The organism is Curtobacterium sp. BH-2-1-1 (assembly GCF_001806325.1).
In the GTDB taxonomy this organism is placed as follows: Bacteria; Actinomycetota; Actinomycetes; order Actinomycetales; family Microbacteriaceae; genus Curtobacterium.
Map to the genome: position 1 here is coordinate 3,214,851 of NZ_CP017580.1, position 23,183 is coordinate 3,238,033.

The window sequence follows — 23,183 nt, forward strand, 5'->3', positions numbered from 1 at the left end:
TTCGGGTCAGTCGCGCTCGGGTCGGTCGCGCTCGGGTCAGTCGCCGACGGTCAGTCGCCGACGGTCGCGGCAGCGCGCTCGAGGGCCGAGCGGAGGGCGCGGACCGCCGGCGACGAGGACCCGGCCGCGCGGACCACCGTGAAGATCGTCCGCCGCGGGTGCTCCGGCAGCTCCACCAACCGGCACGTCGTGGTCCGGCCCGTCCACATGAGGTCCGGCATGAGGCTCGCGGCGTTGCCGGACTCGACGAGCCGGATCTGCGTCTGCAGGTCGGCGGTCTCGTACCGCACGTCGGGCTCGAAGCCCCAGCGACGGCAGACCTGCTCGGCGAAGTGCCGCGACGCGGTCCCTCGAGGCTCCATCACCCACGGCAGCGCCGCGGCGTCCTCGATCGACGACACCGGTGCGAGGGCCGTGTCGACCGGGGGCAGCGCCAGACGGACGGCGTCGGTCGTGAGGTCCTCGCGCTGCAGTCCGGGGAGCCTCGGTGCCGCGTGCGCGGGGTACTGCTCGGCGATGACCATGTCGAAGTCCCGGATCCACGTCTCGTGCAGTGCGGTCTCCGGCTCGCGCTGCACCATCTCGATGCGGACGTCCGGGTGCTCCGTCGCCATCGCGTGCAGGGCGTTCGGCATCAGGGCGAGCGCCGCGGACTGGAACACCGCCACCCGGATCCGACCCTGCACGGTCGGCATGGTCTCCTCGACCTCGGACTGCGCCCGCTCGAGGACGTCGAGCACGTGCCCCGCGGCCTGGACGAGCACCTCGGCCTGCGGGGTGAGCTGGAGCCGCCGTCCGGCCTTGCGGAGCAGGGGCACGCCGGCCTCGCGTTCCAGGGCGGAGAGCTGCTGCGAGACGGCCGACGGCGTGAAGTTCACGGCCTCGGCCACGGCGGCGATCGTGCCACGGATCGAGAGCTCCCGGAGGAGGACCAGGCGGCGGACGTCGAGCATGCCGACACTTTAGTGTCGCTGATGGGTACCCGTCACGAAACGTTGCTTCCGCTTCAGCATGGCGGGCTCCACACTGATGCCATGACGACCCTGCACGAGCACCCCGCCACCGACCACGACGCCCTCGCGGACCAGTCCGTCGCGCTCGTGCGACAGTGGCTCGCCGAAGCCGAGACCTACCCGGTCGACGGCTCGGCGAAGCAACTCGCCGGAGTGCTCGCCGACCCCGCCGGCCTCGACTTCGCCGTCGGGTTCGTCGACGGCGTCGTCCGCCCCGAGGACCTCGGCGTCGCCGCACGCAAGCTCCGTGCGATCGCGCCCGGTGCGCCCGGCTTCCTGCCCGCCGCACTCCGCGGGCTCGTCCGACTCGGCGGCGGGATGGCACCGGCACTGCCCGGCGTCGTCGTCCCGATCGCCCGCCGCGTGCTCCGCGACATGGTCGGCCACCTGATCGTCGACGCGACCGACGCCAAGCTCGGGCCGGCCATCGCGAAGATCAAGCGCGACGGCGTCCGGCTCAACGTCAACCTGCTCGGCGAGGCCGTCCTCGGCGAGGGTGAAGCAGCTCGCCGACTCGAGGGCACGCACAAGCTCCTCGCCCGCGACGACGTCGACTACGTGTCGATCAAGGTCTCCTCCACCGTGCACCCGCACTCCCCGTGGGCGTTCGACCACGCGGTCGAGGACATCATCGAGAAGCTCCGCCCGCTGTTCCGCCGGGCCGCGTCGGCGTCCCCGGCGAAGTTCATCAACCTCGACATGGAGGAGTACAAGGACCTCGACCTCACCATCGCGGTCTTCACGAAGCTCCTCGACGAGCCGGAGTTCCTCGGCCTCGAAGCCGGCATCGTGCTCCAGGCGTACCTGCCCGACGCGCTCGCCGCGATGGAGCACCTGCAGGAGTGGTCCGCCGCCCGCCGTGCCCGCGGCGGCGCCGGCATCAAGGTCCGCCTCGTCAAGGGCGCCAACCTGCCGATGGAGCAGGTCGAGGCGTCGGTGCACGGCTGGCCGCTCGCCACCTGGCACACCAAGCAGGACTCCGACACCAACTACAAGCGCGTGCTCGACTGGGCGCTGACGCCGTCGCGCATCGAGAACGTCCGCGTCGGGGTCGCCGGCCACAACCTCTTCGACGTCGCGCACGCCTGGCTGCTCGCCGGGGAGCGCGGCGTCCGGGACGGCATCGAGTTCGAGATGCTGCTCGGCATGGCGCAGGGGCAGGCTTCTGCGGTCAAGAACACCGTCGGATCGCTCCTGCTCTACACGCCCGTCGTGCACCCGCAGGAGTTCGACGTCGCGATCGCGTACCTGATCCGCCGCCTCGAGGAAGGCGCGTCGCAGGAGAACTTCATGTCCGCGGTGTTCTCCCTGGTGTCCTCGCCCGCCCTGTTCGCCCGCGAAGAGGAGCGCTTCCGCACGTCGCTCGCCCCCCTCGCACAGCCCGGTGGGCTCGATGCCCCCGCATCGCACCGCGTCGCCGACCGCTACGCCGCCGTCGGTCGCCCCGGCCCGGGGCACTTCGAGAACACGCCGGACAGCGACCCGTCGGTCGCCGCGGTGCGATCGTGGGGTGCGGCCATCACGGACCGGGTCGCCTCGTCGACGCTCGGCGTCCGTGCCGTCCAGGAGGCGCGGGTCGACTCCGCCACGGCGCTCGACACCGCGCTCGGTCGCGTCCGGGACGCCGGTGCCGTCTGGGGGACCTGGTCCGGTGCCGCGCGTGGCGCGGTGCTCCACGCCGTCGGCGACGCCCTCGAGGCGAACCGGGCGGCCCTCGTCGAGGTGATGGCGTCGGAGACCGGCAAGACCATCGACCAGGCCGACCCCGAGGTGTCCGAGGCGATCGACTTCGCGCACTTCTACGGTTCGCTCGCGTCCGAGCTCGACGAGGTCGACGGTGCGTCCTTCACCCCGGCCGCCCTCACGCTCGTCGCGCCGCCGTGGAACTTCCCGGTCGCGATCCCCGCCGGGTCCACCCTCGCCGCGCTCGCCGCCGGGTCCGCCGTCGTGCTGAAGCCCGCGCCGCCCGCCGAGCGCTCCGGTGCCGTCCTCGCGTCGATCATCGAGACCGCGCTCGACGCCATGGGCGCACCGGCCGACGTGCTCGCGTTCCTGCAGGTGTCCGAGAACGACCTCGGGCAGCAGCTCGTCGCGTCGCCGCTCGTCGACCGGGTGATCCTCACCGGGGCGTACGAGACCGCTTCGCTGTTCCGGTCCTTCCGGCCCGACCTGCCGCTGCTCGCCGAGACCTCGGGCAAGAACGCGATCATCGTCACCCCGTCCGCCGACCTCGACCTGGCCGTGAAGGACGTCGTCGCCTCGGCCTTCGGGCACGCCGGTCAGAAGTGCTCGGCCGCGTCCCTCGTCGTGCTCGTCGGCTCCGTCGCCACCTCGCGGCGCTTCCGCTCGCAGCTCATGGACGCGGTGTCGTCGCTGACCGTCGGCTACCCGACCGACCCCACGACGCAGATGGGCCCGGTCATCGAGCCCGCCGCCGGCAAACTCCTGGACGGCCTGACGACGCTCGGCGCGGGGGAGTCGTGGGCCGTGCAGCCCGCGAAGCTCGACGACTCCGGCACGCTCTGGAGCCCCGGCGTCCGTGACGGTGTCCGCCGCGGGTCGGCGTTCCACCGCACGGAGTACTTCGGGCCGATCCTCGGCATCATGACCGCGCGCACGCTGGACGAGGCGATCGACATCGTCAACGAGGTCGACTACGGCTTGACATCCGGCCTGCACTCCCTCGACCGCGCCGAGATCGGCACCTGGCTCGGGCGCATCGAGGCGGGCAACCTCTACGTCAACCGTGGCATCACGGGCGCGATCGTCCGACGCCAGCCGTTCGGCGGGTGGAAGAAGTCGGCCGTCGGTGCCGGGACGAAGGCCGGTGGGCTGAACTACCTGCTCGGGCTCGGGTCGTGGGCGCCTGCTCCGGCCGTGTCCGGTTCGTCTCCGTCGTCTGCGGTCGCCGCGTTCGTCCGTGCCGCGGGGGTGGAGTCGCCGTCGCTCGACCGGGCCGTGGCGTCCGACGAGCAGGCGTGGGCGTCGCTGTTCGGCACGGCGACCGACGTATCCGCGCTGACGGCGGAACGGAACATCGCGCGGTACCTGCCGTACCCGGCGGTGCGGGTGCGCCTGGCATCGTCGTCGGCCGACGGGGTCGCCGATCTCGTCCGTGTGATCGCAGCGGCGGTCCGAGCCGGCACCACGATCGACGTCTCGACCGTGTCGACCCTGCCGACCGGTGTCGCATCGGCCGTCCGGGCGCTGCCGAGCGTCCGGTCGCTGACGCAGTCGCACTCCGACGCGGCGTTCGCCTCGGCGGTGGCGAGTGGTCCGTCCGGGCGCGTGCGGCTCATCGGTGGCGACACGTCGGCGCTGTACACGGCGATCGGTGGTCGGCCGGACGTGGCCGTGTACGGGGAGCCGGTGACCGAGGCCGGGCGCCTCGAGATCTTGCCGTTCGTGCGGGAGCAGGCGGTGTCGATCACGGCGCACCGCTTCGGCACGCCGAACCACTTGACGGACGACCTGATCTAGTGCGGCGGCCGCGTGCCGCCGGGCGCCGCCGGCCGCACTCGGTCGTCGTGCGGGCGATCTCGCTTCGAACCACGGAACCGACATCGAACCAGGGCACTGGCCTGGTTCGATGTCGGATTCGTGGTTCGACGCGGCGCGCTGTCCGGTGGCCGCACGGCCGGGGCGTCCGGTCAGGTTGGGCGCGTTGCGTCGGGGTGGTGCCGGACCCTGCCGGCCCCTTCCCTGAGGAGCACTCCCCGTGACCGAACCGTTCGCCCGACCCACCGCACTCGCCCACGTCCGTGTGACCGTGACCGACATCCACCGCAGCAAGGCCTTCTACCAGCAGCTGCTCGGGACCGACCCGGCGATCGACTTCAGCGACCAGGTCGACGAGCCGGGCGTCCGCGAGGACCGGGAGCGCTTCTACGGCGGCAGCGTCTTCCGGCTCGGCGACCAGGTGTTCGGGCTCCGTCCAGTCGCGCCGGCGGGCCAGCGGTTCGACTCGGAGACGGTCGGCCTCGACCACGTGAGCTTCGTCGTCGGGTCGGTGGACGAACTCCACGAGGCGGCCGCGCGACTCGATGCGGCGGGGGTGGAGCACGGCGAGGTGACCGACCTCGGTGACGCGGGCATGGTCATCCTGTCGGTGCAGGACCCCGACGACATCAACCTCGAGCTGGCGGCGCTGAAGGGCTGACGCGAGCTATCCTCGACGCATGCGCATCGTGCGGGTCATCGGTCGGGGGATCGGCTTCGTGCTGTCGACCATCGTGAAGGTGATCGGCACGCGCAACGGCCACGACCCGGCCGGTGACGACCTCGCGGTGCGGCTCAACAACCCCCGCCGCGAGGACTACCGCCCCTGAGGCTCGGGCTCGGGTGACGGCGCGGGCGTCGCCATCGTGGCGGTGACGAGCTCGCGCAGGTCGTTCGGGAGGGGGATCGGCCGACGGGCGCCCTCGCGGTCGATGATGACGTGCGCGAACTCCCCGGTCGCGAGCAGCGCGCCGTCGGACTGCCGGAACAGGCCGAACTCCCACGACAGGCTCGTGTTCCCGAGGTGCTTCGACCGCATCCCGACCTCGATCACGTCGGGCCACACCGCCGACTCGACGAACCGGCAGCTCGATGACACGAGCACGGCGATCCACTCGGACGCGAACGGGTCGAGGCCGGCTTCCTCGCGGAACCAGTACGTCGCCGCGTTGTCCATCGCGCTGTAGTAGATCGTGTTGTTCACGTGCCCGAACATGTCGTTGTCGTTCCACCGGGTGGGGTAGAGCCGGACGAAGGGGTAGTCGGCGATGGTCATCGGACTCCTGTCGTGGTCGGTCGGAGGACGTACTCGAACGTGGCTCGTGCGCGCTCGGGGTCCGGCGTCTGGCCGGAGATGAGGTCGGCGTACGTGAAGGACTCGGAGATCCGGACGAGCAGCCGGGCGAGCTCCTCGGCGGAGAGTGGCGTCGGGTCGAACGCACCGGCGACGCGTTGCTCCTCGACGAGGGCGGTGACCCGGCCGACGAACCGGCTCTGCACGTCGCTCTCGGTGGTGGTCAGCAGACGGAGTGCCCGTGCGGGCTCGCGGGTGAGGAAGGACCGGAAGTAGGGCGCGTCGATCAGGTCCGCCGTGAACCGGTCGAGCACGTCGATGATGCGCGGGGCTCCGGCGGGAGCAGCCGCGGCGGCGGCCGCGTCGAACGTCGGCACGGCGAGGGACCAGAGGACCTCGGACAGCAACCGGTCACGGTTGCCCACCCACCGGAACAGCGACGTGCGGTCCACGCCGAGCGAGGTGGCGAGCGCGCCCATGTCGATGCGTGAGCCGGCGATGAAGGTGTGTCGCGCCTCCCGGAACGCGCGCAGCGCAGAATCCGATGTGTACACGCGCTCCTCCCTTGCAACGTTTCGCAGAATGATGCACGATCAGTGTATGTCACTGACGACGGCCATCCCCGTGCTCCTCGAGTCCGACTTCTACCGGTTCCAGGAGGGGTTGACCGACCAGGAGCGCGAGTCACTCGGACGGCTGCGCACGTACCTCGAGTCCGACGTGCGCCCGATCGCGGACGAGTACTGGGCGCGCGCCGAGTTCCCGATGCAGGTGATCACGCCGCTGTCCGAGCTCGGCATGTACGGGCCGGGCATCCCGCTCGTCCGGCAGTTCGAGAACTCGGCCGTCTACCGCGGGTGGGCGGCGCTCGAGCTCGGGCGTGTGGACGCCAGCGTCGCGACGTTCATCGGGGTGCAGTCCGGGCTGGCGATGAACTCGATCGCGGTGGCCGGCAGTGACGAGCAGCAGCAGGAGTGGTTGCCGCGGATGGCCTCCGGCGAGCTCGTCGGGGCGTTCGGGCTGACCGAGCCGCTGTCCGGCAGCGACTCCGCTCGGGGGCTCCGTACGACGGCCCGGCGCGAGGGCGACACGTGGGTGCTCGACGGCGAGAAGCGCTGGATCGGCAATGCGACCTTCGCGGACGTCGTCGTGATCTGGGCGAAGGACGTCGCCGATGGTCAGGTGAAGGGCTTCCTCGTCACGACGGACACGCCGGGGTTCACGGCGACGAAGATCGAGGACAAGATCGCACTCCGCGGGGTGCAGAACGCCGACATCGTCATGACCGGCGTCCGGGTGCCGGAGTCGCGCCGGCTGCAGCACGCCGACTCGTTCCGCGCGACCGCCGAAGTGCTCCGCCTGACCCGCACCGAGGTGGCGTGGCAGGCGATCGGCATCGCGGTCGGCGCCTACGAGGCCGCGCTCGACTACGCCCGCTCCCGCGTGCAGTTCGGCAAGCCGATCGCAGCGCACCAGATGGTGCAGGACCTGCTCGTGAAGTCCCTCGCGAACATCACCGCGTCGATCGCACTGTGCACGCAGGCGTCGGCGATGCAGGACGCCGGCACCGGTGCCGACGAGCACTCGGCGATGGCGAAGGCGTTCGCGACGGCGAAGATGCGCGAGACCGTGGGGTGGTGCCGCGAGGTGCAGGGCGGGAACGGGATCGTGCTCCAGAAGGGTGTTGCGCGGTTCTTCGCCGACGCCGAGGCGATCTACTCGTACGAGGGGACGCGCGAGGTGAACACGCTCATCGTGGGGCGGGCGATCACGGGGCAGGCTGCGTTCGTCTGAGGGCCGGTCCGGGCGGGGCTGGGCCGGGCCGCAGCGGGGGAAGCGTTCGGGTGCCGCTGCGGAACGACACGATCGTTGTCGTGCGACAGCGGACGTGTCGCTGGTTGCGCGTGCAACGGTTGCGGGCGCGCGAGTGCGACATCGCCGAGGTCGTACGACAGCGACGATGTCGTTCGTTGCGCGTGCAACGGTTGCGGGCGCGCGGGTGCGACATCGCCGAGGTCGTACGACAGCGACGATGTCGTTCCGGCTCGGCGCCCTCCCACTGACGCCGCGCGCCAGGGCCCCGCTACCCGAGCAACTCCGGCCGCCGCCACTCGCCCCCGAGCACGTGCTGCTCGAGGAACGCGAACACCGTCTCGTACCAGACCACCGAGTGTTGTGGCTTGAGCACCCAGTGGTTCTCGTCCGGGAAGTACAGGAACCGGTGCGGCATCGTCCCGTCGTCCGCCGCGTGGTGCTCCGCCAACTCCGACCAGAGACGCAGCCCCTCGCCGATCGGCACCCGGTAGTCCTTGTCGCCGTGGATCACGAGCATCGGTGACGTGATGTCCGCGACGAACCGGTGCGGGTCGTTCTCGTGCAGCCCGGTCTCGTCGAAGATCGACTGCCAGTACTGCGACATGTCCGTCGTGCCGTTGAACTGGTCGAGCGCCCAGAGGCTGGCGTGCGTGACGATCGCCCGGAACCGGTCGGTGTGCCCGGCGACCCAGTTCGCCATGTAGCCGCCGAAGGACCCGCCCATCGCGGCCGTCCGGGTCTCGTCGACGTCGTCACGGGCGACGACCACGTCGGTGATCGCCATGAGGTCGGTGAACGGCGCCTGCCCCCACGCGTTCCAGCCGCGGTTGATGAAGTCGAGTCCGTACCCGGTGGACAGTGCGGGGTCCGGCAGCAGCACGGCGTACCCGCGGGCTGCGGCGAGCTGCGGGTTCCACCGCCAGGACCACTGGTTCCACGAGTTGAGCGGACCGCCGTGGATCCAGAGCAGCAGCGGGTGCGGGGCGGTGCCGGCGTCGTCGTTCGGCAGGAGGAGCCAGCCGCGGACGCGGGAGCCGTCGGCCGCGGTCGTCTCGACCTCTTCGAGGTGGCCGGGCACCTCGGGCAGCTGCGCCGGGGTCGCCAGGGTCGTCACGGTGCCGTCGGCCTCGATCCGGACGGGGTGCAGCGGCGCGGCCCAGGAGGCACGGAGCGCCACCACGGTCCCGCTCACCGCCGCCACGCGCAGGCTCGAGTACGCCCAGTCGTCGTGGGTGAGCTGTTCGACGGCGCCGCCGTCGAGCGGGAGCCGGAACACCGGCGCGCGACCGTCGTGGTCCGCCGTCGCCAGGAGCGCACCGTCGTCGCGCGCGAACACGAGCTCGTTCGGCCAACGGTCCCACTCGACCGCGATACGCCGCGCGTCGGACAGCGCGGACCCCTCGAGCCGGGCGACCCAGATCTCCTGCTCGGTCGCACCGCGGGGTGTGAACCGCTCGGTCCGGACCCACGCCAGCGTCCGGCCGTCGTGGCTGATCGTCGGCATCTCGTGGTCGACATCGGGGTCGTCGAGCAGCACGGTGCGCGTGCCCGTCGCGACGTCGAACGCGACGATCGTCGAACGGGACCCGCGGGCTTCCTGCACGCCGACCGTGGTCACGACGACCGAGCCGTCCGGCGTGACGACCCCGTCGACGTGTTCGAGCGAGCGGCCCGGAGCGGGGGTGAGGTCGGTGAGCACGGGGAGGTGCGTCGGGTAGGACGGCCCGGCCTCGTCATCGGAGGGATCGGCGGCGGTCGCTGACGGTGTGGTCGCCTTCTCCTGCAGCGTCCCGAGGTCGAGCGTCAGCACGTGCGTCTCGTCGGGGCCGAGGTCGTGGTCCCAGAACCGGACCGGGTACGTCTCGTGCAGGATCGCCTGCACCTTCCGGTCCTTCCGGCGTCCGCGCAGCTCAGCGTCGGCGGCGACCACGCCGGTCCGGTCCGTGCCGGCACCCGGCAGCAGCCCGGCCGTGACCGCGACCGTGTCCGTGTGCGATGCGGCGCCGAGGACCCCACCGACCCCGCCCGCGAGCTTCGTGACCGGACGTGCCTCACCACCGGCGGCGGGCAGGACCCAGAGCTGCGCGGCGTCGCTGTCCTTGTCGCCGTCGCCGTCTGGGCGGCCGGAGACGAACAGCAGGTCACCGGTGCGCGTGAACGAGACGCCGCCTTCGCCCTTGGCCGAGCGCGTCAAGCGCACCGGAGCGGCCGCAGCGTCGGAGGTTCCGGGGACCGCCCAGACCGACCGCCGGTAGCCCGTGCCGTCGGCGTCGAGCACGCTGACGGTCAGCGCGACCCGGGAGCCGTCCGGACTCACCGCGATCCCGTCCACGCGGGGGAGGGCTGTGTACTGGTCGAGGTCCGAGAACGGCGTCGTCATGCATCCACGGTAGCGGCGCTCCCGGGACCCGACACGGTCACTCGGCGGTCTGTGGAGAACTCACGCCCAGAACGCGGCGATGCCCTCGGCCACGGCAGCGCCCTGCGTCCGTCCGGCATCGGCGGCGGGTGCCTGAGTCGACAGCGAGAGCGAGTTCGTGCCGAAGGCCTGCTGCGAGGTGCTGTCCGCGACGACGACCTCGACCGAGCTGCCGGCCGCCCGGAGCCCCTCGACCGCGACGTCGAGCCACGGCCCGAGCGGCGACGGCCCCTCGGGACCGCACGCGATCACGAGGACGCGTTCGTACCCGGCGGCGACGTCGGCGTTCGTGGCGGAGCGCATGCCCCCGTCGACGTAGGGACGGCCCTCGATCCCGACCGGCGACCAGACGAGCGGCACCGAGCAGCTCGCGGCGACGGCGCGGGGGAGCGGCACGGCGTCGGTCGCGGTGAGCACGCGGAAGGTGCCGTCGGTCGCGTCGATCGCGGTGAGGGCGAGCGGCTTCGCCGGCCACTCCGTCGACGGGAGGGTCTCGGTGAAGGTGGCCGTGCGCTCGTCGTCGGTCTGCCCGTCCGTGGTGCGCTGGGCGAGGAGGCCCAGCCGGGCGCGGGCGTCCTGGTCGGACGAGGCTCCCTCGAGCACGGCGCCGATGCGCTGCTGGAAGTCCTCGCCGTCGATGGGGACGGGCTCCTCGTAGGTCGTCGGGACGGCTGCGTGCTGCTGGTCGTACGCCTGCTGCACCGCGCCGTACCGGACGAAGGTGCCGACGACGCTGCCGGCGCTGGACCCGACGACGAGGTCCGCGGCGTCGAGGTCCACCCCGGCGTCCTGCAGGGCGGACAGCACCCCGAGTTCCCAGGCGATGCCGGCGACGCCACCACCGCCGAGGACGAGTGCTCTGGTTCCGGGCGCAGGCGTGGAGACGTCGGTCATGCGCCTTGCTTACCAGGTGCAGACGACGCGCAGGGGCGCGCAACGCGACCTGTGGAGAGCGACCGGGCGCGGCACCGGTCGTGCGCACGGGAGGACGGGAGGCGCGGTGCGGGCCCGCACCGCGCCTCCCGACCCGTGGTGGGTGCGCTGGGTCAGACGCCCGCGGTCGAGCGGATCCAGCTGGCGGACTGGGTGAGGACGGCGTAGTTCGAACCGGCGTGGATGTCCGACCCGGGGTCGGCGACGTCGCCGGTCGAGCAGACGCCGACGACCTTGCCGTTCACGACGAGCGCGCCGCCGGAGTCGCCGTGGTTCGACGCGCCGGTCACACCCGTGACGTGCTGCGCGCGGCCGCCGTACGCGTCCGTCGAGCTCCCCGTGAGGTTGACGGTCGCCTGGTAGAGCCCCGTCGTCGGCACGCTGTTGGCGCGGTTGCCGTAGCCGAGCACGGTGCCGGTCCCGGAGCTCTTCGTGGTGTACGCGAGGTCGAGCGGGGCGTACGAGGAGAGGGCCTTCGGCGTGCTGAGGTGCACGAGCGCGATGTCCCCGGACGGCGCGGAGTAGAGCCGGTCCGCCGCGGTCGCCGCGCCCCGGTTCGTCGTGCTGTTCGAGTGGTAGACGTTCATCGCGGTGGTGCCGTCGACGCAGTGCTCGGCGGTGAGCACCCACGAGGCGTTGAGCTGTTCGCCGGTGCACCCGTACGTGCCGGTGCCGCCCTGCTGGAAGACGAGCTGCACCTCCCACGGGGTGCTCGGTGCCTGCTCGCCGCCGATGACCTGCGGTGAGACGGTGGCGGCGCTCGCTGCGGTCGCGCCGAGGCCACCGCCGAGCAGGGTCATGGCCGCGGCTGCTGCGGCGGCTCCGGTGAGGGCGAGGCCTCTGAGGTTCGTTCGCTGCTTCATGGCCCGATCGTGCTCGCCCCCCGTTCGGGGGTCAAGTCCGCGTTGCAGGGGACAACAACGTCACCCTGTGGACAACTCCGTCAGCGTCGGTGGGGTGTCCTAGCGTCGTCGACATGACAGGGGACCAGGCCACGACGGGTCGTGGGCGACGCCGGGCCGGAGCGGTCGTCTGGCCGATCGTGGTCGCGACGGCGCCGACCGCTGCCTTCCAGCTGCCGAACCTCGTCGTGGCTCCGGGGGTGAAGGTCTCGCTCGTCGTGTTCGGGCTGGTCGTGCTGGCCGCCGCGGTGGTCGTGCAGGTCGTCCGCGCCCGACGGGCCGAGGCGTCGGTCACGGCTGCGGCGGCGGTGGCGCGGTCGACCGAGCTCGAGCAGGGGACGGCCGTCCGGTACGCGTTCGGGCAGCTCGCCACGCGGCTCGCCCGGTTCGCCGAGCTGCGTCGGCGGGACCGCCGGCAGGAGTTGCCGGCGTTCGCGGACCGGGTCGCCGTGGCCCTCGCGTTCTACCTGCTCCCCGGTGTGCCCGACGTCCGTGCGAACGTCTACCAGCTGTCGGAGGACCTGCGGGGCCTCGAACCGATCGGGCACGGCGGTGCCGAGGACACCGCCGGTGTGTTCCGGGCGGGAACCCCGTACGGCGACCGGAACCTCGACTGGGTGTTGGTCGGCGGCGGCCCGCGGGTGGTCGGCGACCGTGCCACGGACGTCGACGCCGACGAGGACCTGCCCGGGTTCGAACCCCGCTACCGCTCGTACGTCTCGGTCGTGATCCGGTCGGAGGAGTACTCGTTCGGCATGCTCACCGTGGACTCGCCGGTGCCGGACGCGTTCACCGACCTCGACGCCAAGTACGTCGCGCTGATGGCCTCGTTCATGGCCATCGCGTTCTCGCTCGCGACCCCGTTCCCGGACCGCGACCGCAACCGCAGGAAAGGCCCGTGATGCGCACACGATTTGTCGGACGCTCGACGTACCATCCCCACATGACCATCGTGACCCCCGAACCGAAGCCCTTCGGTCGGTCCCGGGTGTACACCCCGAACTGGACCGACGACACGACCGACGCCGACTACGAAGACCTCGAGGTCATCGCCGCGAACATCGAGCGAGAGCGGGTCGCTGCCCGCCGCCGCTTCGAGGCACGCCTCGCCGCTGCGCTCGCCCGCTGAACCAGCCCCGCGGCGCCGACGACCGGAGCGCTGCGTCCACCCGACCCGGGCGGACGCAGCGCTTCGTCACTCCGCGCTGACGTCGATCAGCACCTTGCCGACGGTGTCCTGCTCGACGGCGTCGTGCGCTGCCGCGGTGTCCTCCAGGGCGAACCGCACGAGCGGCAGGCCCGCGTCCTCGCCGACGGGGAGCACACCGTCGCGCAGCGCCGCGGTGACGTCCTCGGCCGCTGCCGCGAGGGCCTCGTCGCCGATCGTGTACAGCAGCAGGAACTGGTAGCGGGCGTTGACGCTCATGTTCGGGCGGATCGGCAGGGTGGCTTCGTCGCCGCCGTTGTTCGCGTAGATCGACACGACGCCGTGGTTCGCCAGGACCTCGGCGACGAGCCCGGCGTTCTGCGGGATCGAGACCTCGACGACGATGTCGACACCGTCGGGGGCGATCTCGCGGATCCGCGCGCCGGCGTCCTCGTCGCGGTAGTTCACCGTGTGGTGCGCACCGGCGGCGGTGGCGAGCGCGGCCTTCGCGTCCGAGCTGATGGTGGTGAGCACGGTCGCGCCGGCCCAGCGTGCGAGCTGGATCGCCGCGTGTCCGACGGCTCCCGCGCCGCCGGCGACGAGCACCGTCTTGCCGTCGAGGGCTCCCGGAGCGAGCCGGTCCGGACCGTGCTCGTGCGTCGTGAGGGCACGGTGCGCGGTCATCGCCGGGACCCCGAGCGAGGCGCCGACGTCGAAGCTCGTGCCCTCCGGCAGCGGGACGGCACGGGCGGCGGGCAAGACGGTGTACTCCTGGGCGGTGCCGGTCGGGCGACTCGCAGCCGCCATGTACAGCCAGACGTGGTCACCGACGGACAGTCCGTCGACACCCTCGCCGACCGCGTCCACGACTCCGGCGCCGTCCTGGTTCGGCGTGATCTCGGGGAACGGCAGGCCGTCGCCGTAGGTGCCGCCGGCGCGGGCCTTCCAGTCGGTGGGGTTGACACCAGAGACGACGACACGGACACGGACCTCGCCAGGACCGGGATCCGGGATCGGACGCTCCTCGAGGGTCAGGACGGACGAGTCACCGGGCTTCGAGTAGACGACTGATCGCATGTCCCCAGGCAACCACGGCGGTCGCGCGGGGATTCCGGGGGCGCTCAGCGAGGCCGGGTGTCGTACTGCTCGCGGGAGACCGCGACGTCGTCCATGTGCGAGGTCGCCCAGTCCTCGAGCGGCTTCAGCACCTCGCGCAGGGACCGGCCGCGATCGGTCAGCTCGTACTCGACGTGCGGCGGGATCTCCGGGAAGACCGTGCGGGTGACGAGTCCGTCGCGCTCGAGCGCCCGGAGCGTCTGCGTGAGCATCTTCTGCGAGACGCCCTGCACGCGGGTGGCGATCGCCGAGTAGCGTGCCGGACCGTCGGCGAGGGTGCCGATCGTCAGGACGCTCCACCGGTCGCCGATGCGGTCGAGCAGCTGTCGCGAGGGACACTCGGCGGCGTAGGGGCTGTACTCGAGTGCTGACACGACGACCTCCGTTACGCACCGTGAGGTGCCTACTTACTCAAAGAGAGTAACGCTTGTACGGTGAGTGTCAACGTTCCACGAAAGGACTGCTCCATGACCAGCATCGTCGTCTTCGGTGGCACCGGCTACGCCGGCTCCGCCATCACCCGCGAGGCCCTCTCCCGCGGCATCGCCGTCACCGCCGTCGCCCGCGACACCTCGAAGCTCGAGCCGGCCGAGGGGCTCACCCTCGCGCAGGGTGACGCCTTCGACACCGACTTCGTCGCCGAGGTCACGAAGGGTGCGGACGTCATCGTCGTCGCGCTCCACGCGGTGCAGGCGGACGGCAGCGAGCTGAAGGACGCGTTCCAGCCGTTCGTCGACGCAGCCGCTGCTGCCGGTGCGCGCCTCGGCATCGTCGGCGGAGCCGGTTCGCTGCTCGTCGCCGAGGGCGGCCCGGCGCTGTACGACACGGCCGAGTTCCCCGACGCGTTCAAGGGCGAGGCGAAGAGCCACGGTCAGGTCCTCGAGGCCCTCCGCGCGTCGGACACCGACGTCGACTGGTTCTACGTGAGCCCGGCGGCTGCGTTCGGCGGCTACAACCCCGGCGAGCGTCGTGGCACCTACCGCACCACCGACGACGTCCTGCTCACCGACGCCGACGGCAACTCGGACATCTCCGGCGAGGACTTCGCGATCGCCTTCGTCGACGAGATCGCTTCGCCGGCACACCACCAGGCGCGCTTCGGGGTCGCCTACTAGGCGGTTCGGTTCGCCTCCGCACAACGGAAGTCACCCGGAACTGCGCCATCGCGCGGTTCCGGGTGACTTTGCTTGTGCGGGGCGGCGCGGCGCGGGGCGGCGCGGGGCGGTGTGCGTGCGGGCGCGCAGCGCGCGCTCGGTGCGGAACCACGAAACCGACATGGAACCAGGCGGTGCGCCTGGTTCCACGTCGGTTTCGTGGTTCGACGCCACGCGGCAGTGCAGCCACGCGGCGGCGCGAAGGCGCGGCGGGGGCGCGGCGGCGCCGACGACGGGAGCAGCGAGCGCGCGCGCCCAGCGCGACCACGCGTCGGACGGGAGGCGCGGCGCCCGCCCGCACCGCTCCTCCCGTCCGACGCGTCAGCGGTGCCCGACGATCGACGGCACCGGCATGTGGTGCCGCATCCGCACCGCCAGGTGGAGCCCGCCGCGGCGGGCGAGCACGAGCCCGACGACGGCTGCGGCCGCGGCCGGCACGCCTCCGGCGACGACCATCCCGACGTGGGCCCCGAAGTGGTCGACCACCTGACCCATGAGCGGGCCGCCGATCGCCTGCCCTCCGAGCAGCACGAGGACGTAGAGCGACATCACGCGGCCGCGGATCGCCACGTTCGAGGACAGCTGCACGAGCGAGTTCGACGCGGTCTGGAAGAGCAGCTGCGACATCCCGACGGCGACGAGCGCGACGGTGAACGGCGCGATGACGGGGATCGAGCCGGAGACCACGAGCAGGATCCCCGTCCAGAACACCCCGCCGACGATGGTGCGGAGCCGGACGGTGGCGCGCCGCGTCGAGAGCAGTGCGCCGGCCAGCGCGCCGATCGCGACGGCGGAGTTGAACACGCCGTAGCCACCGGCGCCGACGTCGTACACCTCGGACGCGAAGGCCGACAGCAGCACCGGCATCGTCAGCGCGAAGACCGAGAAGAACGCCACGAGGATGACCGGCACGATGATGGTCGGCTTCCGGACGGCGTAGCGGAGGCCCTCGACGAGCTGCCCCTTCCCGCGTGGCGCCGGGGGTGTGCGGTGGAGCTCCGAGACCTTCAGGAACCCGAGCGTCACGACCACGGCGACGCAGGCGATCGCGTTGACGCCGAACGACCAGCCGGCGCCGACCGCGACGAGCAGCGCTCCGGAGAGGGCCGGGCCGATCATGCCGCCGAGCTGGAAGACCGACGAGTTCACGCTGATCGCGTTGCGCAGGTGCTCGTGGCCGACGATCTCGGTGACGAACACCTGGCGCGCGGGGTTGTCGATGACGGTGACCATGCCGACGACGAACGCGATCGCCCAGATGTGCCACGCCTGCACCACCCCGGACAGCGTCAGGACGGCGAGCAGGGCCGACAGCACGGCGAACGAGCCCTGCGTGATCATCATCAGCGCGCGCTTGGAGAACCGGTCGACGAGCACTCCGCCGAGGAGCCCGAACAGCAGCATCGGCGCGAACTGGCACGCGACCGTGATGCCGACCTGCGCGACCGACCCGGTGAGCTGCAGGACGAGCCAGTCCTGCGCGATGCGCTGCATCCAGCCGGCGGTCATCGCGACGAGGTTCGTGGCGGTGAAGAGCCGGAAGTTCGGCACCGACAGGGCGATGAGGGTGTGGCGCCACGGCGGTCTGGTGGCCTGGATCGGCAGCGGTTCGGTGGGCGGGGGGAGGGTCGTCGATGACGCACTCACGAGTGGGGGTCTCCGAAGGTCGAGGTGGAGCAGGCGGGACTGTACCCACTCGAAACTAACTGCGCGCGGCCCATTCGATACCCCTATGGTGGCTATCACTCCATTGCGAAGTCGAATGGGGTCGTCACGACGAAGGGTGTCCGGTGCTGGATCCGGTTCTGCTGCAGACATTCCTCGCGGTCGCCGAGACCGGGAGCTTCACCCAGGCAGGCGCCCGACTCGGGATCAGCCAGCCCACGGTGTCGCAGCACGTGCGGCGGCTCGAGACGGCCGTCTCCCGGACCCTCGTCGCGCGGGACACCCGGGGCGTGGCGCTCACCGACAACGGGGACGCGATGGCCGGGTTCGCGCGGACGATCCTCGCGGCGCACGCCACCGCCGACGCGTACTTCTCGGGAGCCGCGACCCGCGGGCGGCTCCGGTTCGGGGCGGCCGACGACCTGGCGATCACGCAGTTGCCCCGGATCCTGCGGGACTTCCGACGGCTGCACCCGCAGGTGAACCTCGAGCTGACGGTGAACCAGTCGTCACCACTGCTCCGCCGGGTGCACGCGGGGCAGCTCGACCTCGTGTTCATCAAGCAGACCGCGGGGGAGTCCGCCGAGGGCACCCGCGTCGCGACCGACCAGATGGTCTGGATGGCGCAGGACGGCATCGCGCTGGAGCCGGGGGAGCCCGTGCCGCTCATCGCGTACCAGGCGCCGAGCATCAGTCGACAGATGGCGATCGACGCGCTCGAATCCGCCGGACGCACGTGGCGGATCACCTGCAACACGCGCGACGTGAACGGGGTGCTCGCGGCCGTCCGGGCGGGGATCGGGGTCGCGGTTTTCCCGCACTCGCTCATCCCCGCGGACCTCGTGAAGGTGTCGCAGCGGTTGGCGTTGCCGGACCTCCCGGCGGTCGACTACGTGCTCATCGCGAACCCGACGGTGCAGCGGGAACCGATCGACGCCCTGACGAACGCGATCCTGTCGCGCGGGGTGGTCCGCGCGGTGTGAGCGGGGCGGCCGTGGTCGTTTCGTGAGCAGGAATGGTCGGGTCGGTGGCGCGCACCCGACCATTTCTGCTCACGAAGTGCGCCGGGCGCGGGGCGCGGGGGCGCGCTACGGCGCGAGCGTCGGGACCGTCCCCGTCCCGGTGAGGTCCGGCAGCGTCACCCCGACGAGCGGCAGCACCGCCGAGGCCACGGCCCACAGCAGCACGAGCGTCCCGACCCCGCCGAGCACGGCACCGAGGAGCGCGAGCGGCCGCTGCCACGTCGCCTCGGGCCGCCGCACCGTCACGATCGAGAGCAGGAGCGCGAGCACGCCGAGCACCAGCCCGACACCGTGCACCGTCGCGGGGGCGGTGAACCACCACGCGCCGAGTCCGAGGGTGGCGAGTCCGGCGAGGGCGCCGAGGACGGCCCCGGGAGTCGTCCCCACCCGCTGCGTGGTCCCGGCGGCCTGGAGGCGCGGCCCGCCCCCGCCACGCACCGTCGCGGCAGCCGGGGTGGTCGCGTCCACCGCCGGGGTCGGGTCGGTCGCGGTCCTCGCGGTCGGCTTCCTCGTGCGCGCCGGCCGGGCGGGCCTCGCGGCCTTCGAGGGCTTCGTGCCCTTCGGCGTTCGTGGGCTCGTCGACCGGCCGCGTCCCGTGTCCGAGCCGCGGGCCGGCAGGTCGATCAGGGGAAGTGCTTCGGTCGGCGGCAGCGCCTCCGCACGCGGAGCCGGTGTCGATCCCGGGCCCCCGGGCGCCGGCGGAGCGATGACGGCGTCGAAGGCCGGCGCCGTAGCCGGAGCGGCGGTCGCCGGAGCCGCGGCGGCCGGAGCGGCGGGGCGCTGGTGGGCGAACCGGGCGGGGGTGCGGTAGCCGATCGGTCCCGAGGGAGCCGGTTCCGACCCCTCGACGACGACGTGCTCGAGGCCCGGCACGGAGAACCGGGGCTGACCGACGACCGGGACGCTGGGGCCCGCCGGGACGACCGGCGCGGCGGGAGCGGGTGCGGCCCCCGGAGTGACGGACGCGGCACCGACGGCACCGACGGCACCGACGGCACCGACGGCACCGACGGCGTCGATCGGCGAGACCGGGGCGGGGCCGATCGAGGCCGTGTCGAACGGGACCGTGTGCACCGCGGGCGAGGTCGGAGCCGGGGGCAGGAGGTGCTCCTCCGGCGGGAAGTCGGGCACCACGATGTCGTCGTCGACGAGTGCCGGTGTGGCGGGCGGTGCGGGGAGCGTGCTGCCGGGGCCGGTCGTCTCCGGAGCGGGGGCGGGTGCGACGGGGGCGGGGCGCGCCTCCAGGCCGTCTGCCGCGCCCTCGGGGGGAGCCGTGACCCAGTCGGGGACGGCGCGACGCGGCCGGTCCTCGTCCGGCATGCGATGCGATGCCACTGCGGTGCTCCCTCCGTAGGCTGATCCATCGTCAGTTCTAACGGCAACCCGTACGGCTGGCGCAGCCCCAGTTCCGGGGTCGCCGGTACGGTCGGGGCATGACCGGAATCGAACACCGTCCACTCGGGCCGTCGGGGCTCGTCGTCTCCACCGTCGGCATCGGCTGCAACAACTTCGGCCGACCCGGCACGCTGACCGAGACGCAGGAGGGCACGGACGCCGTCGTCCACGCGGCCCTCGACGCCGGCGTCACCCTGTTCGACACCGCGGACGTCTACGGCGGCCGGCGCGGGCTGTCCGAGGAGCTCCTCGGCAGGTCCATCGCGGGACGTCGCGACGAGATCGTCCTCGCCACGAAGTTCGGCATGGACATGCAGGGGGTGAACGGGCCGGACTGGGGCGTGCGCGGCTCCCGGCGGTACGTGCGGCTGGCGGTCGAGTCGTCGCTCAAGCGCCTCGGGACGGACTGGATCGACCTCTACCAGATGCACGGCCCGGACGACGTGACCTCGATCGAGGAGACGCTGTCCGTGCTCGACGACCTCGTCCGCGAGGGCAAGATCCGATACATCGGCCACTCGAACTTCGCGGGGTGGCAGATCGCCGAGGCCGAGCTCACCGCCTCCATCGCCGGCACCACGGCGTTCGTGTCCGCGCAGAACGAGTACAGCCCGCTCGCCCGGGGCGTCGAGGACGAGGTGCTGCCGGCCGTCCGTGCGTACGCGCTCGGGTTCCTGCCGTACTTCCCGCTGTACAACGGCCTGCTGACGGGCAAGTACACGAAGGCCGGCGGGCCCTCGGACGGGCGGCTCACCACGGCGAAGCCGCAGCTGTTGCAGGACGCGCCGTGGGAGATCCTCGAGGAGTTCCAGCGGTTCTGCGACGAGCGCGGCGTCACGATGCTGCAGGCGACCTTCGCGTGGTTGCTGGCGCAGCCCGGGCTGTCGAGCGTCATCGCGGGGGCGACGAAGCCGGAGCAGATCCGGCAGAACGCCGAGGCCGGGACGGCGTGGGAGCCGTCCGAGGACGACCTCGCCGAGATGACGCTCGTCTTCGACGGCGCCTGAGCCAGCACCGCCGGCGCGCCGCGGACGCCGAGTCTCGGCTCGGCGGACAGTTTCGTGGCCGATCGGCCGCGGAACTGTCCGTGGGGCCGAGTCTCGCCTCGCAGCTGCGGGCGGGCGGGCGCCTGCGGGACGGGAGGCGCGGTGCCAGACCGACCCGCGCCTCCCGTCCCGCAGGGGGTCGCGACCTACATGTCGCGGTACCGCTCCGCGGACGCGAGCGCCTCGCGCAGCTCCGCCGCGGTCAGCCGCGGGCCGTACCCGGGGGTGTCGCGCTGGATGCGCCAGCCCTCGGCGAGGGGCCCGGCGTCCACGACGTCGAACCCGAACTGGTCGATGAGGTCCGACACGACCCGCTTGGCCTCGGCGTCGTCCCCGGCCACCACGAGCGCGCGACGGTCCGGGGTGCCCGCAGCGGAGGCGTGGCCGGTGAGGTCCGCGGCGCCGATGTGGTTGAACGCCTTCACGACCCGGGCGCCGGGCAGGTGGTCCTGCAGGAGCTCCGCGGTCGTGGTGGTCTCGGAGTCGAGCGCCTCGACGTGGCCGTCGCGCTGCGGGTAGTAGTTGTTCGTGTCGATCACGACCTTGCCCTCGAGGGGGCCGGCCGGGATGGTCTCGATCGCGGCGAGCGGGGTCGTGACGACGACGATCTCGCCAGCGGCGGCCGCCTCGTCGCGGGTCGCGGCCCGGGCACCCGCGCCGAGCTCCGTGACCAGGTCCGTGAGGGTCTCGGGGCCGCGGGAGTTCGCGATCACCACCTCGTGTCCGTTCCGCACCGCCAGCCGTGCGAGCTGGGATCCGATGTTGCCTGCGCCGATGATGCCGATTGTCGTCATGGTGTCCGAGCAACGCCCGACCCCGACCCGCCCATTCCCGACGGCCTGACCGCCTGCCGCCCTCGATGCCGCCGAGGGTGCATGATGGCGGCATGGACCACGAGTTCCGCGACGAAGCCGACCAGGACCGCTACGCGATGTACGTCGGCGGCGAACTCGTGAGCGTCCTCGACTACCGCGAGAACGGCGACGCGATCGCGTTCCCGCACACGTACACGGTGCCGAAGCACCGCGGGCACGGGTACGCCGCCGAGCTCGTCGACTTCGCGGTCGCCGACGTCGAGGCGAACTCCACCCGGCGCATCGTCCCGATGTGCTGGTTCGTCGGCAAGTGGTTCGACGAGCACCCCGAGAAGGCAGACCTGCTCAGCCGCGGCGCTGCGGACTGAGCCGAACCGGAAGGCCCCGCCCATGCCGACGATCACCCCGTTCCTCTGGTACGACGACCAGGCCGAGCAGGCGGCGGAGCACTACGTGTCGCTCTTCCCCGACAGCAGCATCGACAGCGTGAGCAAGACCCCGGACGGGCAGACCCTCGTCGTCGAGTTCACGCTCCTCGGCAAGCCCTACCGTGCGATGAACGGCGGTCCGGGGCACGAGCACACCGACGCGGTCTCGTTCCAGGTCGACGTCGACGACCAGGAGGAACTCGACCGCATCTGGGACGCCCTGCTCGCCGACGGTGGCCGTCCGAGCCGGTGCGGATGGCTCTTCGACCGCTGGGGTGTGGCGTGGCAGGTCACCCCGTCGATGATGGGCGACCTGATGACCGGCTCGGGCGACCCCGAGGCCAACGCCCGCGTCTTCGAGGCCATGATGCAGATGGTCAAGCTCGACATCCCCGCCCTGCGGGCCGCCGCGGCGGGTCACTGAGCCGGCGCGATCCGTACCCGCCGGTATGGTGGCGGGACCGAACACCGCCGGCAGGTCCCGGCGCAGACAGGCTGGAGTCCGTCCGATGAGCGAACCGAGGCCCGATGTCCGCAACAGCGACATCGGACGCGCGTACACGGAACTCGCCCGCATCACCCGCCGCGCGAGCATCCGGGCACGCGGCTCGGAGGCGATCCTCAGCGTCGTCGACCAGTCCCTCGTCGACTTCGTCGTCCAGCACGAGGGCTGCATGGCGATCGACATCGCCCGGTACCTGCGGCTGAACCGCTCCACGATCTCGCGGCAGCTGTCCGGGCTGCTGGCGGCCGGGCTCATCCGGACGGTCGACGGCGGGACCGGCAACGCCAAGCCCCTCGTGGCCACCGATGCCGGCCGTGCTGCACTCGAACGCTCCGTGCAGCTGCACCGCGACGCGCTCGACGAACGGCTCGCGAGCTGGTCGGACGACGACATCGCGCTCCTCGCGGGGCTCCTCGAACGGCTCGGCGCCGCGGACGAGGCGGGGCTGCCGATGCCCGGACGCACCACGCCGTGACGACCTCGTTCGTCCTGCTCTCGGACACCCACCTGCCGAAGCGGGCGAAGGACCTGCCGGCCGGGCTCTGGGCGGACATCGACGCCGCGGACCTCGTGGTGCACGCCGGCGACTGGGTGGACCTCGCGACGCTCGACGCCGTCCAGGCCCGGTCGGCGCGGTTCGAGGGCGTCCGCGGCAACAACGACGGCCCCGAGTTCGACGACCGCCTGCCGCTCGAGGCGCGCTTCGCCGTCGAGGACCTGCGCGTCGCCCTGGTGCACGAGACCGGTGCCGCGACGGGCCGTGAGCGTCGCATGACGGCCGCGTACCCGGACGTCGACGTGCTCGTCTTCGGCCACTCGCACATCCCGTGGGACACGGTCGCGCCGTCGGGGCTGCGGCTGCTCAACCCGGGTTCGCCGACGGACCGGCGCCGCCAGCCGGACCACACGTGGATGCGCGGTGCGGTCGACGGCCGCGACCTGTCGGTCGAGCTGGTGCGGCTGCCTCCCGCGACCCGCTGACGGCCTGGAGGCGCGGGTCGGCCCCGCACCGCGCC

General features: G+C 72.3%; 24 protein-coding genes. 13 read left to right on the forward strand and 11 right to left on the reverse strand.

Translation table 11 applies throughout. The features are described 5' to 3' along the window. Positions 1 to 50: 50 nt before the first annotated feature. Complete coding sequence (locus BJK06_RS15265) at positions 51 to 953, reverse strand: LysR family transcriptional regulator (protein ID WP_070418601.1); 903 nt, start codon at positions 951 to 953, stop codon at positions 51 to 53. Between the two features lie 81 nt (positions 954 to 1,034). Here BJK06_RS15265 and BJK06_RS15270 point away from each other — a divergent pair, with 81 nt between their 5' ends. The 3 genes from BJK06_RS15270 to BJK06_RS18715 all read left to right on the forward strand — a co-directional run bounded on the left by BJK06_RS15270 (position 1,035) and on the right by BJK06_RS18715 (position 5,341). Then, on the forward strand, positions 1,035 to 4,493 hold the full coding sequence (locus tag BJK06_RS15270) for a proline dehydrogenase family protein (RefSeq protein WP_070418602.1): 3,459 nt from the start codon (positions 1,035 to 1,037) through the stop codon (positions 4,491 to 4,493). A gap of 238 nt (positions 4,494 to 4,731) precedes the next feature. Further along, on the forward strand, positions 4,732 to 5,172 hold the full coding sequence (locus BJK06_RS15275) for a VOC family protein (RefSeq protein WP_070418603.1): 441 nt from the start codon (positions 4,732 to 4,734) through the stop codon (positions 5,170 to 5,172). Positions 5,173 to 5,191: 19 nt separating this feature from the next. Further along, entirely contained in the window at positions 5,192 to 5,341 is a 150-nt protein-coding gene (locus BJK06_RS18715; RefSeq protein WP_156794883.1) for a hypothetical protein, read from the forward strand. Here the strand turns inward: BJK06_RS18715 and BJK06_RS15280 are convergent. Together BJK06_RS15280 and BJK06_RS15285 are read right to left on the reverse strand one after the other, a co-directional pair. Beyond that, entirely contained in the window at positions 5,329 to 5,787 is a 459-nt protein-coding gene (locus BJK06_RS15280) for a thioesterase family protein (protein WP_070418604.1), read from the reverse strand. The genes BJK06_RS18715 and BJK06_RS15280 overlap by 13 nt on opposite strands. Continuing rightward, positions 5,784 to 6,359 carry a QsdR family transcriptional regulator gene (locus BJK06_RS15285; RefSeq protein ID WP_070418605.1) on the reverse strand — a complete coding sequence of 192 codons (576 nt, stop codon included), beginning with the start codon at positions 6,357 to 6,359 and terminating at the stop codon, positions 5,784 to 5,786. The genes BJK06_RS15280 and BJK06_RS15285 overlap by 4 nt, the downstream gene beginning before the upstream one ends. 46 nt (positions 6,360 to 6,405) lie before the next feature. On the opposite strand from BJK06_RS15285, the gene BJK06_RS15290 reads away from it, so the two are divergent. Then, positions 6,406 to 7,599 (forward strand): acyl-CoA dehydrogenase family protein, encoded by a 1,194-nt coding sequence (locus BJK06_RS15290; protein WP_070418606.1) that lies wholly within the window; start codon positions 6,406 to 6,408, stop codon positions 7,597 to 7,599. 289 nt (positions 7,600 to 7,888) lie between these two features. Here BJK06_RS15290 and BJK06_RS15295 read toward each other — a convergent pair whose 3' ends face one another. The 3 genes from BJK06_RS15295 to BJK06_RS15305 all read right to left on the reverse strand — a co-directional run bounded on the left by BJK06_RS15295 (position 7,889) and on the right by BJK06_RS15305 (position 11,835). Next, positions 7,889 to 10,000, reverse strand: a complete 2,112-nt coding sequence (locus tag BJK06_RS15295) for an alpha/beta fold hydrolase (protein ID WP_070418607.1) — start codon at positions 9,998 to 10,000, stop codon at positions 7,889 to 7,891. A gap of 60 nt (positions 10,001 to 10,060) precedes the next feature. After that, positions 10,061 to 10,933: a patatin-like phospholipase family protein gene (locus BJK06_RS15300; RefSeq protein WP_070418608.1), complete on the reverse strand. Its 873-nt coding sequence runs from the start codon at positions 10,931 to 10,933 to the stop codon at positions 10,061 to 10,063. Positions 10,934 to 11,085: 152 nt separating this feature from the next. Continuing rightward, on the reverse strand, positions 11,086 to 11,835 hold the full coding sequence (locus BJK06_RS15305; protein WP_070418609.1) for a S1 family peptidase: 750 nt from the start codon (positions 11,833 to 11,835) through the stop codon (positions 11,086 to 11,088). 113 nt (positions 11,836 to 11,948) lie between these two features. Between BJK06_RS15305 and BJK06_RS15310 the strand changes: the two genes are divergently transcribed. After that, positions 11,949 to 12,776 (forward strand): GAF domain-containing protein, encoded by an 828-nt coding sequence (locus BJK06_RS15310; RefSeq protein ID WP_070418610.1) that lies wholly within the window; start codon positions 11,949 to 11,951, stop codon positions 12,774 to 12,776. A gap of 41 nt (positions 12,777 to 12,817) precedes the next feature. Then, positions 12,818 to 13,003, forward strand: coding sequence for a hypothetical protein (locus tag BJK06_RS15315; RefSeq protein ID WP_022907754.1), 186 nt, complete (start codon positions 12,818 to 12,820; stop codon positions 13,001 to 13,003). A gap of 66 nt (positions 13,004 to 13,069) precedes the next feature. Here the strand turns inward: BJK06_RS15315 and BJK06_RS15320 are convergent, their stop codons facing one another. Both BJK06_RS15320 and BJK06_RS15325 read right to left on the reverse strand, forming a co-directional pair. Beyond that, complete coding sequence (locus tag BJK06_RS15320) at positions 13,070 to 14,098, reverse strand: NADPH:quinone reductase (RefSeq protein WP_070418611.1); 1,029 nt, start codon at positions 14,096 to 14,098, stop codon at positions 13,070 to 13,072. 44 nt (positions 14,099 to 14,142) lie between these two features. Beyond that, complete coding sequence (locus BJK06_RS15325) at positions 14,143 to 14,511, reverse strand: helix-turn-helix domain-containing protein (protein WP_070418612.1); 369 nt, start codon at positions 14,509 to 14,511, stop codon at positions 14,143 to 14,145. Positions 14,512 to 14,604: 93 nt separating this feature from the next. On the opposite strand from BJK06_RS15325, the gene BJK06_RS15330 reads away from it, so the two are divergent. Further along, positions 14,605 to 15,252: an NAD(P)-dependent oxidoreductase gene (locus BJK06_RS15330; protein WP_070418613.1), complete on the forward strand. Its 648-nt coding sequence runs from the start codon at positions 14,605 to 14,607 to the stop codon at positions 15,250 to 15,252. 360 nt (positions 15,253 to 15,612) lie between these two features. On the opposite strand, the gene BJK06_RS15335 is transcribed toward BJK06_RS15330, so the two are convergent. Then, the gene (locus BJK06_RS15335; RefSeq protein ID WP_083403507.1) at positions 15,613 to 16,938 is read right to left on the reverse strand and encodes an MFS transporter; all 1,326 of its coding nucleotides are present in this window, start codon (positions 16,936 to 16,938) and stop codon (positions 15,613 to 15,615) included. A gap of 143 nt (positions 16,939 to 17,081) precedes the next feature. Here BJK06_RS15335 and BJK06_RS15340 point away from each other — a divergent pair, with 143 nt between their 5' ends. Continuing rightward, a complete protein-coding gene (locus BJK06_RS15340) occupies positions 17,082 to 17,939 on the forward strand; it encodes a LysR substrate-binding domain-containing protein (RefSeq protein WP_070418614.1) in 858 nt (285 codons plus the stop codon). Positions 17,940 to 18,044: 105 nt separating this feature from the next. Here the strand turns inward: BJK06_RS15340 and BJK06_RS15345 are convergent, their stop codons facing one another. Then, positions 18,045 to 19,313 (reverse strand): hypothetical protein, encoded by a 1,269-nt coding sequence (locus BJK06_RS15345; RefSeq protein WP_156794884.1) that lies wholly within the window; start codon positions 19,311 to 19,313, stop codon positions 18,045 to 18,047. A gap of 98 nt (positions 19,314 to 19,411) precedes the next feature. Here BJK06_RS15345 and BJK06_RS15350 point away from each other — a divergent pair, with 98 nt between their 5' ends. Further along, a complete protein-coding gene (locus tag BJK06_RS15350; RefSeq protein WP_070418616.1) occupies positions 19,412 to 20,380 on the forward strand; it encodes an aldo/keto reductase in 969 nt (322 codons plus the stop codon). A 185-nt stretch (positions 20,381 to 20,565) separates the two neighbouring features. On the opposite strand, the gene BJK06_RS15355 is transcribed toward BJK06_RS15350, so the two are convergent. Continuing rightward, positions 20,566 to 21,213: an NADPH-dependent F420 reductase gene (locus tag BJK06_RS15355; RefSeq protein ID WP_070418617.1), complete on the reverse strand. Its 648-nt coding sequence runs from the start codon at positions 21,211 to 21,213 to the stop codon at positions 20,566 to 20,568. A gap of 92 nt (positions 21,214 to 21,305) precedes the next feature. Between BJK06_RS15355 and BJK06_RS15360 the strand changes: the two genes are divergently transcribed. The 4 genes from BJK06_RS15360 to BJK06_RS15375 all read left to right on the forward strand — a co-directional run bounded on the left by BJK06_RS15360 (position 21,306) and on the right by BJK06_RS15375 (position 23,148). Continuing rightward, entirely contained in the window at positions 21,306 to 21,602 is a 297-nt protein-coding gene (locus tag BJK06_RS15360; RefSeq protein ID WP_070418618.1) for a GNAT family N-acetyltransferase, read from the forward strand. Positions 21,603 to 21,624: 22 nt separating this feature from the next. Continuing rightward, positions 21,625 to 22,086, forward strand: a complete 462-nt coding sequence (locus BJK06_RS15365) for a VOC family protein (RefSeq protein WP_070418619.1) — start codon at positions 21,625 to 21,627, stop codon at positions 22,084 to 22,086. Positions 22,087 to 22,171: 85 nt separating this feature from the next. Continuing rightward, positions 22,172 to 22,642 (forward strand): MarR family winged helix-turn-helix transcriptional regulator, encoded by a 471-nt coding sequence (locus tag BJK06_RS15370; protein ID WP_070418620.1) that lies wholly within the window; start codon positions 22,172 to 22,174, stop codon positions 22,640 to 22,642. After that, entirely contained in the window at positions 22,639 to 23,148 is a 510-nt protein-coding gene (locus tag BJK06_RS15375) for a metallophosphoesterase (protein WP_070418621.1), read from the forward strand. The genes BJK06_RS15370 and BJK06_RS15375 overlap by 4 nt, the downstream gene beginning before the upstream one ends. Positions 23,149 to 23,183: the final 35 nt, after the last annotated feature.